The organism is Aliidiomarina taiwanensis, assembly GCF_003987015.1.
In the GTDB taxonomy this organism is placed as follows: Bacteria; Pseudomonadota; Gammaproteobacteria; order Enterobacterales; family Alteromonadaceae; genus Aliidiomarina; species Aliidiomarina taiwanensis.
Genome location: NZ_PIPQ01000005.1, coordinates 23555 through 36824 on the forward strand (window position 1 = coordinate 23555; position 13270 = coordinate 36824).

Consider the following 13270-nt stretch of genomic DNA (forward strand, 5'->3'; position numbering starts at 1 on the left):
AGTAGTGGTGGCATTATAGCTTATTCAGAGATTACTTCGAACGCTTCATCGATTCAAAGAACTCATTATTGGTTTTGGTCATTTGTAATTTGTCTATGACAAACTCCATGGCCTCAATTTCGCCCATTGGATGCACTATCTTGCGAAGAATCCACATTTTCTGTAGTTCATCTTGCGTTGTTAGCAACTCTTCACGGCGGGTACATGAACGATTGAAGTCGATGGCTGGAAAAACTCGTTTCTCAGCAATCTTACGGTTCAAGTGCAATTCCATGTTACCGGTTCCCTTGAACTCTTCGTAAATAACTTCGTCCATCTTCGAGCCCGTATCAATCAGAGCGGTCGCAATAATGGTTAAGCTACCACCTTCTTCAACGTTTCGAGCGGCACCAAAGAAGCGCTTAGGCTTATGCAGAGCGTTGGCGTCGACACCACCGGTGAGGACTTTACCTGAACTTGGAATTACCGTGTTGTAGGCACGAGCTAAACGGGTAATGGAGTCGAGTAAAATGACTACGTCTTTTTTGTGCTCTACCAAACGCTTGGCTTTCTCAATTACCATTTCTGCTACTTGCACGTGGCGGCTTGCTGGCTCGTCAAAGGTTGAAGCAATCACTTCACCTTTAACAAGACGCTGCATTTCCGTTACTTCTTCTGGACGTTCGTCAATCAGTAACACCATTAGGTTGCAGTCGGGGTGGTTCGCCGCAATGGACTGAGCAATGTTTTGCAGCAATAAGGTTTTACCCGCTTTAGGCGGTGCCACAATTAACCCACGCTGACCTTTACCAATAGGCGAAGCTAAATCGAGAATACGCGCTGTAATGTCTTCCGTGGAGCCATTTCCACGTTCCATCACCATGCGTTCATTTGCGTGGAGCGGGGTAAGGTTTTCAAAAAGAATTTTGGTGCGGGAGTTTTCTGGCTTGTCGAAGTTTACTTCACTAATCTTTAGGAGGGCAAAATAACGTTCACCGTCTTTAGGTGGGCGTATTTTACCTGCCACCATGTCGCCCGTACGTAAACTGAAGCGTCTAATTTGGCTTGGTGAGACATAAATGTCGTCGGGGCCAGCAAGATAAGAAGAGTCGCTCGAGCGCAGGAAACCAAAGCCATCTTGTAATATTTCTAATACGCCATTACCAAAAATATCTTCGCCACTTTTTGCGTGGGCTTTTAAAATCGCAAATATAATATCTTGTTTGCGGTGGCGGGCCATATTTTCGATGCCCATGCTTGCGGCTAGTTCAACAAGATCATTGACAGATTTGTTTTTAAGTTCAGTTAAATTCATAAGCGGTAGGTTGGTCTTAATAAGAGGTTCTTAGTTGGTTTGAATTTATATCCCTAGGATGTTGTTCAAAACGTTTCGCCCCAGGGGCTGTTCATATGGAAATCGTTAGTTCAGATGGCTTCTGGGAAAGTAGTTAGAAGCCAGAGAAGTGCTGACTAGGGGTAAAGTATCACCAAAATTACGTCGCGTCCAGTTTTTCAACAGCTTATAATATAAAAAGCACCGCTGCTCGGCGGTGCTTATGCTGTTTTGCTGAAGCTCGAATGGCTTATACGTGCTCGTTAATAAACTCAGCAAGCTGAGTTTTAGACAAAGCACCTACTTTCGTGCCAACCACTTCGCCGTTTTTAAACATGAGCAACGTAGGGATTCCACGAATATTATATTTCGGTGGCGTTAGGCTGTTGTGGTCAACATTTAACTTGCCAATTTTCAACTTGCCAGAAAACTCCTGCGCCACTTCGTCTAGAATTGGAGCAATCATTTTGCAAGGACCACACCACTCAGCCCAAAAGTCGACCAACACTGGTTGATCAGCCTTGAGTACGTCATTTTCAAAGCTGTCGTCACTCAGCTGAACAATTGTCTCACTCATGTTACATCTCCGCTTAATTGCTTTCGTATGTCTTGTGTATAAATTCACTACACAGGTATCATATCACTTACGATAATTAACTAGCTATATTAGAAGCATTTCTGTTTCCTAATGCAAGCGCAAACCTGATATGATTTGCTTATGACAGATAAACACCTCACTGAAACCAAGTTTGCCGAGCTCGGTTTGCATCCAAGCGTACTGGATGCTTTAAATAACCTCGGCTACACACAGTGCACGCCTATACAGGCGATGAGCCTTCCTGTTGCTTTGCAAGCGAATGATGTTGCAGGCCAGGCACAAACTGGTACAGGTAAGACAATTGCCTTTCTTGTTGCGCTTTTTAATCATCTCATGACACATGATAAGCGCGTCGAGGGTTCAACTCAACCTCGCGCTTTAGTCATGGCGCCCACCCGCGAACTTGCCGTACAAATCCACAACGACGCTGTTGCCATTGCAAAAAGCTGCAACCTGAAAACTGCTGTTATTTACGGTGGTGAAGGGTACGACGCACAACGCGCCGAACTCCAAGAAGGTGTCGATGTTGTTATTGGTACCTGTGGCCGTTTAATCGACTATTACAAGCAAGGTATTTACCAGCTCGACAATATTGACGTGGTGGTCCTCGACGAAGCCGACCGTATGTACGACCTGGGCTTTATCGACGATGTGCGCTACATGCTGCGTAAAATGCCACCCGCCGACAAACGCTTAAACCTACTTTTCTCGGCAACTCTTTCGTTCCGTGTGCGTGAACTTGCTTACGAGCAAATGAACGACCCCACGGCAATTGAAATTGAACCAGAGCAAATGACCGGCGTACGTATTGAGGAAGAGCTATTCTACCCAAGCAAGCCTGACAAAATGAAGTTGCTGCTGACCTTAATTGAAGAAGACTGGCCCGACAAAGCTATTGTGTTCTGTAATACGAAGCACGCATGCAGCCAAGTTTATCATTGGCTTGCCGCCGATCAGCACAGAGTCGGCTTGTTAACCGGCGACGTACCACAGCGGAAGCGCCTAAAAATACTTGAAGACTTCACTCAGGGTAAAATTGATATTCTAGTAGCAACCGATGTCGCCGCTCGTGGTTTACATATCCCCTCGGTTAGCCACGTGTATAACTACGACCTGCCCGACGACTGTGAAGACTATGTACACCGTATTGGCCGAACCGGCCGTGCCGGCGCAAGTGGTAAATCTATTAGCTTAGCTTGTGAAGAGTATGTATATAACTTGCCAGCTATTGAAGACTATATAGGTCATGCCATACCTGTCACTAAGTACAATGCGGAAGCATTGCTGACAGACTTAAAAAAACCACGTATTCCTCAAAAGCGTAGAATGCAAAGTGGACAAAACTATCAGCGTCGCTCCGGGCCACGGCCTAACAAGCGCCATTAAGAAAGAAGTGGGGCCTATGCGATCAAACCAGTATTATGCAGCGATCGATTTAGGCTCCAATAGCTTTCACATGCTTATTGTGCGTGTGGTTGCAGGCTCCGTACGCACCATCGCCAAAATTAAGCGGCGCATTCGTTTAGCCGAAGGCATTCGTGCCGACGGCACACTTACCCCAGAAGCTGAAAGGCGCGCGCTCGAATGCCTCGCTATTTTCGCTGACCGTGTCAGTGACATCAGCCCCAAGAACATCCGCGCAGTTGGAACCGCCACTTTACGAAAAATAAACCCAGACGACCCCATTCTTGAACGCATGCAGCAGGTGCTCGGGCACCCCATTGAAATTATTTCTGGGCTGGCTGAGGCTGAAACCATCTACCAAGGTGTTGCCCATACATCATCAAGTCATAAGCAGTTAATGGTGTGTGATATAGGGGGGGCCAGCACCGAAGTGGCCTTAGGTGAAGGCTTCCAGCCCAAGCAATTAATTAGTATGGACATGGGTTGTGTCGCTTGGATGACCCGCTTTTTCCCCGAAGGTCGTATAAGCCCGTCCAAGGTTGCGCAGGCTATTGCTGCAGCAGAGCAGCTAGTTACTCCGCATGCCGCAAACTTTGCATATGCCAGTCGCCCCCATGTGGTAGGCGCTTCTGGCACCTTCAAAGCACTTCAGGAAATAGCAATACACCGCGGACTCAGCCAACGTTTCAAACTGCCGTGGTTGGAAACGCTTGTTGCTGAACTGTCTCAATATGAAAACTTAACCGACATTCAATTGAAAGGGTTAAAGCCCGAGCGAGCCTTAGTGCTACTGCCTGGTTTATGTATTTTAGTGGCCTTGTTTCGGCAGTTGCGTTTAAGCTATGTGGAAGCTACTGAGGCCGCATTGCGCGAAGGTGTGCTGTATAGCATGTTGTCGGATTTACAGCACCACGACGTACAATTACGCACGCTCACTAGCTTAGCGCAGCATTATCAAGTGGACACAGAGCAAAGCCAGCGGGTATTGAATATCTTTGCTCAGCTTACCGCTTGCCCGAGCGTTCAGCAGCACTTACCACCTAGTGCCAGCACCTTGGCTCGCGCTGTGGCTTACCTGCATGAAATTGGCCATAGCCTTAGCTACAAACATGCGGGCCAACACAACCATTACGTGCTAAAAAACACGCCCTTGCCCGGGTTTACTCTTCGTCAGCGCCACCACCTGCTCGAGCTGTTAACCGCCATTGTAGGCATTATTGACGACGACATCATGCCAACAGAATTACCCGTGTCGCCTAAACATGCGTTGCTCAGCCGTGTCTTGCGCATCAGTATTCTCTGCTGTCAGCGCCGCCGCGACGACACCGTACCCCAATGCCGCTTGACCAGCAACTTAGCAGCACCGCCTTTATTAAAGCTTCATTTACCTGCCAACTTTGCCAGCCAAAATCCATTTTTAACTAGCTTATTAAATGAAGAAAGCCGCTTTCAGCAGAGCTTTGGCGGCCTTCTCATAAGCTAGTTTTTAGCGCTTACTTCTGCTGTAAGCGTTTTGCCATCCACACAGCAAAGTACGTTAAAATGCCGTCGGCACCCGCTCGTTTAAAGCCCAACAAAGCTTCTTCAATGGCGTCTTCACCAAGCCAGCCGTTGTCAACGGCTGCTTTCAGCATGGCGTATTCGCCACTTACCTGGTAGGCAAAAGTAGGCACTTGGAAGGTGTCTTTCACGCGGCGAACTACATCTAAGTAAGGCATACCTGGCTTGACCATCACCATATCTGCACCTTCGTCAATATCCAGTGCCACCTCATGCAAGGCTTCGTCGCTATTTGCAGGGTCCATTTGGTAAGTCTTTTTGTCGGCGCCTTTTAAGTTCTCAGACGAGCCAACGGCGTCGCGGAAAGGACCATAGAATGCCGACGCATATTTGGCTGAATAGGCCATAATTTGCACATCAATAAAGCCACTTTCTTCAAAAGCTTCACGAATCGCACCAATACGACCGTCCATCATGTCTGAAGGAGCTACCATATCCGCGCCCGCAGCCGCATGGCAAAGCGCCTGCTTCACCAGCGCGTCCGTCGTCACGTCGTTTAAGACATAGCCTGTTTCATCTAGAACGCCGTCTTGACCATGAATGGTATATGGATCTAGAGCAACGTCGGTCATAATGCCAAGTTCTGGTACAGCGGCTTTTATTGCCCGAATGGTTTGTGGTACTAACCCGTCTGGGTTCCAGGCTTCTTCAGCTGCTTCGCTTTTGGCCTCTTGGGGTGTCACCGGGAACAAGGCTAATACTGGTATACCGAGTGCATAAACCTCTTTCGCAAGTTCAACCAGTAAGTCGACTGAAAGACGCTCTACACCTGGCATGGAAGGTACAGCCTCACGCTGCCCTTCACCCGGCAATACAAACACCGGATAAATCAAATCGGCCGCAGTCAGTGTATGTTCAGCCATAAGGGAACGGCTAAACGCATGGCGTCGCATTCGGCGCATACGGCGGTACGGAAATCCTGCATAGGGAAAAGTCATAGTTACATCCTATATAAAAGAATACGGGCGAGTTTACGCAGTGTCAGCGCAGACAATTTGATCTCGTCCGCGGTTTTTCGCTTGATAGAGGGCGTCGTCGGCAGCTTTTAATAGCTGCTCTGGTACTTCAAATTCTTCATTTGTTGCAACGGCTACTCCCATACTGACAGTAATAGCAATGTCACCCGCGTCCGTTGGGAAGGGTGAACCATTAATTGCAGCACGAATATTGTCAGCTACAACTTCAGCCTGCTTTTTTTCCGTATTGGTCAGGAGCAACGCAAACTCTTCGCCACCAAAACGAAAAACACTGTCGCCAGAACGTTTCGCCACCTGCTTTAAGCGTTTAGATAAGCCTCTTAATATTTGGTCACCTATCATGTGACCATGACTGTCATTAATTGGCTTAAAGAAGTCAATATCAAGCATAATTAAAGCTAAAGGCTGTTCACTGCGCCATGCTCGACGAAATTCTGAAGTAAGTAGTCGGTCGAAGTGACGACGATTATATAACTTCGTTAAGTCGTCTTCACTGCTTTTACGTTCCAGCTCTTGGTTGACTTGCTGCAACTCTCGCAGTGCTATACCTAATTCAAACGTGCGCTCTTCAACACGCTCTTCGAGTTCTTCATTTAATTGTCGCTGAGCTTCTTGGGCTTCTTTTGCTTTACGCAGTGCTTCTTGTTGGGCACTAAGCTTTTGCAAGCGTTCATTTGAAAAGCGCAAAGTCAGCACCCAAGAGAGAACCAACACCTCAATACCAGAGCCCGCCATAATGGCGTATCTCTGCATAAACTTCGTGTCGAGTATACCAAGATAACCCAAAGAATTCAGAAATACCGCGAGTAAAAAAGCGGCCCAAGCACAGGCAAATATACGCGCATAGATTGAACCACGGCGCCACATATCGATCGCCAATACAGCAATAAAAACCGTGCTCACGGAAGAAAGAATAAGCAGCAAGCGAATAGCCGTATGGTAGGGCAAAAAGACACTAATAAGCGCCAAGGCACCGGAACTAATACCCACCAGCCATAAACCTTTTGAATAGGCCTTGCTGTATTCCTTTATTTCCAGCATTTGGTGAATAAATATAGCGGCAAAGGTAAAGCTTAAACTGCCAAATAACACCAATGCGTGTTCTTGCAACCAAATGTTATTAGGCCAGACATAGTGAAAGCCCACCCCTGTGAGGGACGCTGTCATTAAACCGACCACTATGACAAATACCGAGTAGCTAAAAACACTGGTATCACGAATAACGATGTAGCCAAATATGTTGTAAAGCACCATGCATATCAAAACACCAAAGTATATACCGAAGCCCATTTGGCTTTTTGCGTGGGTCGCATGCAAGGCCTTTTCTGAGGTGATATACACAGGAACATTTAAAGCACTTGTGGTTTGCACCCGTAAATAGAGGGTTAAGTGACTCTGACTTGGTATATCTACAACAAACTCTTCATGCACGATAGGCCGAGCTGAAAAAGGTAAGTGGTCACCTAGTTCATAGAAACTGACCAACTCGCCCTGTTGAACAAAATAAACATGAATGCTGTCGAGCAATGGGTAGGCGATATGCAGTAATCGACGTTCCTCACTGTTCGGAATGGACGCACGTACCCAGTAGGGCCGCTGATCATAGCCTGCCGATAGTTTTTCTTCCTGTACCTCAGCCCAGTGTTGTTGCGGCAAAGCAACGACTTGCTCCAGTGAGTAAGTACCTGTTTCATCCAGTAAGTACTCTAGGCTGCCCAGCTGCTCTGCAACCGCTGTCGGCACACTGGTACTCAGTAACAAAAAGAGGCCGGCTAGTAACGCAGTGAACTTCGCGTTCATCACAACACCGCCTCATACCTTGGCCAATCCCCAAATAAACGGATAGCATTGGCTGTCGTTTCAGCTGCAAGATCGTCCACGCTGACGCCACGTAACGCAGCCACTGTTTCGGCAATATGGGGGAGCCATTTGGGCACATTCACTCGGCTTTTCGGGCGCGGTTTTAGGCTCCGAGGCAATAAATATGGTGCATCCGTTTCGAGTAGCAACCTGTCTTTGTGAATATAAGGTACGGCCTGTTGCAGGTCCGCCCCTCTTCGTTCGTCGCACACCCAGCCTGATACGCCTATGTAGGCGTCCAAAGCTTGGTAGGCATCTAATGCATTCGCTCCCTGTGTGAAACAATGAACCAAAAGTGGAGGCAGGGCTCCTTTATGTTCATTTAAAATGGCCAGCTGGTCTGTTAATGCATCCCGTTCATGCAAATACAAGGGCAGCTGCAGTTCCACAGCTAAAGCCACTTGTGCTGCAAATACTTTGCGCTGCCGAGCAGGTGCTGAATAGTTACGATTGTAGTCGAGTCCACATTCCCCAATGGCCCGAATACCCGGCTGTTGGGCTAGTTGGCGTAACTCTTGAATAAAGTGGGGGGCAGCCTCATCGGCCTGGTGTGGGTGAACTCCCGCTGTACCTATGCAGCCTGGAGTGACTGCGCAAAAAGAGGCGGTACGCTGTGCCTCGTCCACATCGCTCGCAATCACAACAAAGCGATCAACCTGGGGCACAGCGCTGTTTAACACTTGCTCTGGACGTTCAAACTGACTACTGAATAAGTTAATACCGCAGTCAACCCAATTCATTATTGCGCTAACCGTATGCGTAGTCGGGTGTTAAGTCCTGGAGTACGTAGATAGTGCGAACCAAACATTCCTTGCTGCAAATAGTAGTTATTATTCATACTAAACGGAAAGCGTGAGTCTGCCTCTATGACTTCCCATACCTCACCATTGACCAAGCGAATTTTCCACAAATTACGTTTGTATTCCCACATTTCAGTAATACGTAGAAAGTCTTCACTTGCTTCGTTCTCAGCCACTGGCTTATCAGCGACAGGTGTTGCAGCAACAGTTTCTGGCTCTGGTAATGCTGCAGCAACATTGTCAAAACAGCGCAGTCGGTGAAGGCTGTCAGCTTCTTGCTTACATAATTGCAATTGCTCTACAAGGCGAGAATACGACGCTTCTGCAGGCGCAATCCATGCCACAATAGTCACAATGAAGGCAAGGCTAATGAATAGCTGATGTTTGCCCATATATGAAACTCCTATTATTTTGCGTTCTCGTCTTTCGTTTCAGGTTTAATATACCACCCACTAAGCAACACGCCTAGCTCAAACAGTAACCACATAGGAATGGCCAATAACGTTTGTGAAATAACGTCTGGGGGCGTTAGCAGCATACCAATAACGAAAACAGTTACAATGACATAGGGGCGTTTCGAGCGCAATTGTTGCGGCGTCACCACACCCGACCAGCACAGTAGCACCACCGCAATGGGTATTTCAAAGGCAAAACCAAAAGCAAAAAATATTTTTAAAACAAAGTCTAAGTAGCTCGAAATGTCCGTGGCTATGGTAATACCCTCGGGGGCCATTCGGGTAAAGAAACCAAACGCAATGGGCAATAGGACAAAATAAGCAAACGCCACACCCGCGTAAAATAGAACACTGCTGCTAACCAACAAAGGCATTACCAAACGGCGTTCATGTTGGTATAAACCAGGTGCTATAAAACGCCATACTTGATACAGCATAAAAGGGATTGCAAGAAAGCATGCCACCACGAAAGTCAATTTGAAGGGGGCAAAAAATGGAGCGGCAACATCTGTTGCAATCATGCTGCTATTTGCAGGTAACACCGCCAACAAAGGTGCTGAAAGTAATTGGTATAAGTCGCGAGCAAAATACACAAGGGCCAAAAACAGTACTAGCACAGCCAACACACTGTGTAACAAGGTGCGCCGTAAAGCCACCAGATGATCTAGTAGATTCGTTGGCTCAGAAAGGTTCATTTTTCATCCTTTTTTTCTTGCTTCTTTGCATAGGGCTCTCGCACTTGCTCTGCAGCAGCCTCTAGCTCTTCTAAAGACCGCTTTAGTTCAGGCGTTAAGTTCTCCATATCACCCGACTCAATTTTTTTCAGGTTTTCATGCAGCTCTTTCACCCGTAGCTCGTGGTTTAACTCGGCCTGCATTTTGGTTCCAAACGAACGAATACTTGCAAAGGTGCGTTGCACCGACCGAATAGCACCCGGCAAGCGTTCTGGGCCCAGCACAAGTAGCCCCAGCACGCTAATAAGAATGAGTTCCCAAAAGCCAATATCAAACATAATTACTGTTTCGTCTGTTCTTTTTGCTCAGCTTTCGTTTCACTGAAGTCTGCATCTTTTTGTTCTACGGAAGGCTTCTCTTCGTCGCCCATTTCTTTTTTAAAGCCGCGAATTGCCGAGCCTAAGTCAGAGCCTAACGAGCGTATTTTCTTACCGCCAAATAGAAGCACAACAATGGCCAAAACAATTAATAACTGCCAAATTCCTATACCACCCATAACACCCTCACTTTACTTTTCGATTAATTCGCTTTTGCCATGCTTGCCACCAAGCAAACAAAGCCACAAATAACGAACTGGCTATCAGCCATCCTTCATGCTCAAACCCAATAAAGACAGCGCTGGCAACCGTTAAGCTTGTTGCTAGCGAACTCCACCAACGTCCAGCCGCTTGCTGCTGTTGCAGTTGACGCTGTTCTTCTCGGTATACTTGCTCACTGCGCTGCTGTTGCTTCAAGCCTGCTAGTGTATCGTACAGCAGCATAGGCATTTCTGGCAGTTTTTCCGCCATTCGTGGCGCTTGCTCTTTTAAGCTACGCCACATGGCAGGCCAGCCCATGCGCTCTTTCATCCACCGCTCTAAAAACGGCTTCGCTGTTTGCCATAAGTCGAGCTGCGGGTACAAGTTGCGACCTAAACCTTCTACATAAAGCAAGGTTTTTTGCAGCAGCACCAACTGAGGCTGCACCTCCATTTCAAATCGACGCGCTGTATTAAATAAATTCAACAGCACATGCGCAAAGGAAATTTCAGCTAAAGGTTTTTCAAAAATAGGCTCGCACACTGTGCGAATGGCCGACTCGAATTCTTCTACGTTCACATGAGCAGGCACCCACCCCGAGTCAATATGTAATTCAGCAACACGGCGGTAGTCGCGGTTAAAGAATGCAATAAAGTTCTCTGCCAAGTAACGCTTATCCTCGCGGTTCAGTGTACCTACAATGCCAAAGTCTACGGCAAGGTAGCGGGGGGACTCGGTACGGTTTGGATCAACAAAAATATTGCCTGGGTGCATGTCTGCATGGAAAAAGCTGTCCCGGAATACTTGCGTAAAGAACACCTCCACACCCCGCTCCGCTAACACTTTTAAGTTAATTCCTGCCTTTTCTAGTGCCGCCACATCACTTATAGGAATACCGTAAATGCGCTCCATCACCATCACATTCGGCCGGCTAAAGTCGCTAAACACCTCTGGAATGTATAACAGTTCTGAGTCATCAAAGTTACGACGCAGCTGAATTGCGTTAGCGGCTTCACGCGCTAAGTTTAGTTCGTCAAGTAAAGTTTTACGGTACTCTTTTATCACTTCAACGGGCTTGAGCCTGCGCCCGTCAGGTAGTAGTTTCGCGGCTACGACAGCCAGCGAGTCCATTAAATTTAAGTCTGCATTAATTGTAGAAAGAATATCGGGCCGAATAACTTTAATAACCACTTGCTTTAGCGCACCTGTTTTCCGGTCTTTTAACTCCGCAGCATGCACTTGTGCTATCGACGCGGAGGCCAGTGGCGTTTGTTCAAACGACTCAAATACAGTGTTTAGTTGAAAACCTAAACTTTGTTCAATAACCGCCTGTGCCTGCTCTCCCGGGAATGGCGCCACCTTGTCTTGCAGTTTCGACAGTTCGGCAACCATGTCGGGCGGTAACAAGTCGTGGCGTGTAGACAGCATTTGGCCAAACTTAATAAACACCGGCCCCAAGGTTTCTAGCGCCATGCGTAAGCGCTCACCCATTGGCTTGTCTTTATGCTGATTACGCAGCCAAAATAGCGAGACGCGCAGCACTTTGGCCCACCAAGGACACTTGTCCTTAGGAATCATCTCGTCGATACCTAAGCGTAATAACACGCTCACTATTTTATAAAATCGCAATACTCGCACGCACTACCCGCCTTTTGTTGTTGCTTTTGCTGGCTCTAGCTTTGCCAGTTGTTGCTCCAGGGTTTGCAGTTTCTGTTCTGCTCGCTTGCACTGCTCATGCAGCACCTTCATGTCCACCGGGGTTGCTAATAGTCCCGTTTCATCCGTTAATAGCTCATAGGCACGGTCGCGTACCTTCACTTGCTTGGCTTTTTCTATGGCTTTTTGCAGGCGTTGACTTATTAGATAGGCCGGAACATCTCCAAGGTAAGCTGCCAGTAACTCTTCCCAGTCAATGTTCAACTCCGTCACAACTGCAGCAGCCCGCTGCAGTAGCAAGGGGTCACCCTCCACCTTCAGTTTACCTTGCTGAATGGCGTGTGTTGCTAAGGCTGCATCGGCTAGTTGGGGCACATCAAACAACGACATAACCACTTTGGCATCGTGGGCGTCATAGTCAGGCCCCAAAAATAACACACGCTCTTCCGTAAAACGCATGGTCAAAGGCTCTGGTAGCTCTTTCACTTGAATGCACACACAAGTGTCGCGCACACTGCGTAAACGCTGAGCGCTTTGCGGGTCTGCTTGCAGTGCCTTATTAAACGCAGCTTCCATGGTGCTGCGCGCCAAGTGTTTCAACATTAAAACTTGTACCCTCGGTGCAAGGCCACAATACCACCGGACATGTTTTGGTAGTCTACCTGTGCAAACCCTGCTGTTTCCATCATGCCTTTGAGGGTTTCTTGGTCAGGGTGCATGCGAATTGACTCTGCCAAGTACTGGTAACTTTCTTTATCTTGCGCAATTAGCTCGCCGGCACGCGGTAAAAAGTGGAATGAATAGAAGTCATATATTTTGCTAAGCCAGTCTGACTCAGGCTTAGAAAACTCTAGCACCAATAAGCGGCCACCTGGCTTCAATACCCGCAGCATTGAACGTAAAGCGGCATCTTTGTCCGTTACGTTACGTAAGCCAAAAGCAATGGTGATGCAGTCGAAGTAGTCGTCTGGGAAAGGCAGTTTTTCAGCATTCGCTTGTACATAAGAGACATTACCCACAACGCCCATGTCATGCAGCTTGGTACGCCCTACATTCAGCATAGCAGCGTTAATGTCCGCCAACACAACTTCACCTGCTGCGCCGACAATCCGCGAAAACCGCGCCGTTAAGTCGCCTGTACCGCCCGCCAAGTCGAGCACTTTATGGCCCGGGCGCACACCGCTACTATCTATTGTTTGGCGCTTCCAAAGACGATGTATGCCCATCGACAAAACATCATTCATGATGTCGTACTTCGCAGCTACCGAGTCAAACACGCCTGCCACTAAGCGCTCTTTGTCAGCGGAATCTACCGTTTTAAACCCAAAGTGGGTGGTGTTTTCATCTTTTTCCATAAAACCAACTCAATTCCTCAAATAGATAGGCCCTAGTTTAC

At 47.6% G+C, this 13270-nt stretch carries 14 protein-coding genes; 2 read left to right on the plus strand and 12 right to left on the minus strand.

Annotated elements, in window-relative coordinates:
* Positions 1-31 precede the first annotated feature (31 nt).
* Both rho and trxA read right to left on the minus strand, forming a co-directional pair.
* The gene (gene rho, locus CWE15_RS08515) at positions 32-1294 is read right to left on the minus strand and encodes a transcription termination factor Rho (RefSeq protein WP_126757669.1); all 1263 of its coding nucleotides are present in this window, start codon (positions 1292-1294) and stop codon (positions 32-34) included.
* Positions 1295-1562: 268 nt separating this feature from the next.
* Entirely contained in the window at positions 1563-1889 is a 327-nt protein-coding gene (trxA, locus tag CWE15_RS08520) for a thioredoxin TrxA (protein ID WP_126757670.1), read from the minus strand.
* A gap of 141 nt (positions 1890-2030) precedes the next feature.
* Here trxA and rhlB point away from each other — a divergent pair, with 141 nt between their 5' ends.
* Together rhlB and CWE15_RS08530 are read left to right on the plus strand one after the other, a co-directional pair.
* Positions 2031-3296, plus strand: coding sequence for an ATP-dependent RNA helicase RhlB (rhlB, locus tag CWE15_RS08525; RefSeq protein WP_126757671.1), 1266 nt, complete (start codon positions 2031-2033; stop codon positions 3294-3296).
* Positions 3244-4797, plus strand: coding sequence for a Ppx/GppA phosphatase family protein (locus CWE15_RS08530; protein ID WP_126757672.1), 1554 nt, complete (start codon positions 3244-3246; stop codon positions 4795-4797). Before rhlB ends, CWE15_RS08530 begins: the two co-directional genes overlap by 53 nt.
* Before the next feature lie 10 nt (positions 4798-4807).
* On the opposite strand, the gene hemB is transcribed toward CWE15_RS08530, so the two are convergent.
* From hemB to ubiE, 10 genes are read right to left on the minus strand one after another with little or no spacing between them, the layout of a single operon-like run.
* On the minus strand, positions 4808-5812 hold the full coding sequence (gene hemB / locus CWE15_RS08535; RefSeq protein WP_126757673.1) for a porphobilinogen synthase: 1005 nt from the start codon (positions 5810-5812) through the stop codon (positions 4808-4810).
* 33 nt (positions 5813-5845) lie between these two features.
* Entirely contained in the window at positions 5846-7651 is a 1806-nt protein-coding gene (locus CWE15_RS08540; protein WP_126757674.1) for a sensor domain-containing diguanylate cyclase, read from the minus strand.
* Positions 7651-8451, minus strand: coding sequence for a TatD family hydrolase (locus tag CWE15_RS08545; RefSeq protein ID WP_126757675.1), 801 nt, complete (start codon positions 8449-8451; stop codon positions 7651-7653). Before CWE15_RS08545 ends, CWE15_RS08540 begins: the two co-directional genes overlap by 1 nt.
* Positions 8451-8903 (minus strand): hypothetical protein, encoded by a 453-nt coding sequence (locus CWE15_RS08550; RefSeq protein WP_126757676.1) that lies wholly within the window; start codon positions 8901-8903, stop codon positions 8451-8453. Before CWE15_RS08550 ends, CWE15_RS08545 begins: the two co-directional genes overlap by 1 nt.
* Before the next feature lie 14 nt (positions 8904-8917).
* Positions 8918-9661, minus strand: a complete 744-nt coding sequence (tatC, locus tag CWE15_RS08555; RefSeq protein WP_126757677.1) for a twin-arginine translocase subunit TatC — start codon at positions 9659-9661, stop codon at positions 8918-8920.
* Positions 9658-9978: a Sec-independent protein translocase protein TatB gene (tatB, locus tag CWE15_RS08560; protein ID WP_126757678.1), complete on the minus strand. Its 321-nt coding sequence runs from the start codon at positions 9976-9978 to the stop codon at positions 9658-9660. Before tatB ends, tatC begins: the two co-directional genes overlap by 4 nt.
* A gap of 2 nt (positions 9979-9980) precedes the next feature.
* Positions 9981-10196: a twin-arginine translocase TatA/TatE family subunit gene (gene tatA, locus CWE15_RS08565; protein ID WP_126757679.1), complete on the minus strand. Its 216-nt coding sequence runs from the start codon at positions 10194-10196 to the stop codon at positions 9981-9983.
* Positions 10197-10203: 7 nt separating this feature from the next.
* Positions 10204-11856, minus strand: coding sequence for a ubiquinone biosynthesis regulatory protein kinase UbiB (ubiB, locus tag CWE15_RS08570; RefSeq protein ID WP_126757680.1), 1653 nt, complete (start codon positions 11854-11856; stop codon positions 10204-10206).
* Between the two features lie 3 nt (positions 11857-11859).
* Positions 11860-12477 carry a ubiquinone biosynthesis accessory factor UbiJ gene (locus CWE15_RS08575; RefSeq protein ID WP_126757681.1) on the minus strand — a complete coding sequence of 206 codons (618 nt, stop codon included), beginning with the start codon at positions 12475-12477 and terminating at the stop codon, positions 11860-11862.
* Positions 12477-13229, minus strand: a complete 753-nt coding sequence (gene ubiE, locus CWE15_RS08580) for a bifunctional demethylmenaquinone methyltransferase/2-methoxy-6-polyprenyl-1,4-benzoquinol methylase UbiE (protein WP_126757682.1) — start codon at positions 13227-13229, stop codon at positions 12477-12479. The genes CWE15_RS08575 and ubiE overlap by 1 nt, the downstream gene beginning before the upstream one ends.
* Positions 13230-13270: the final 41 nt, after the last annotated feature.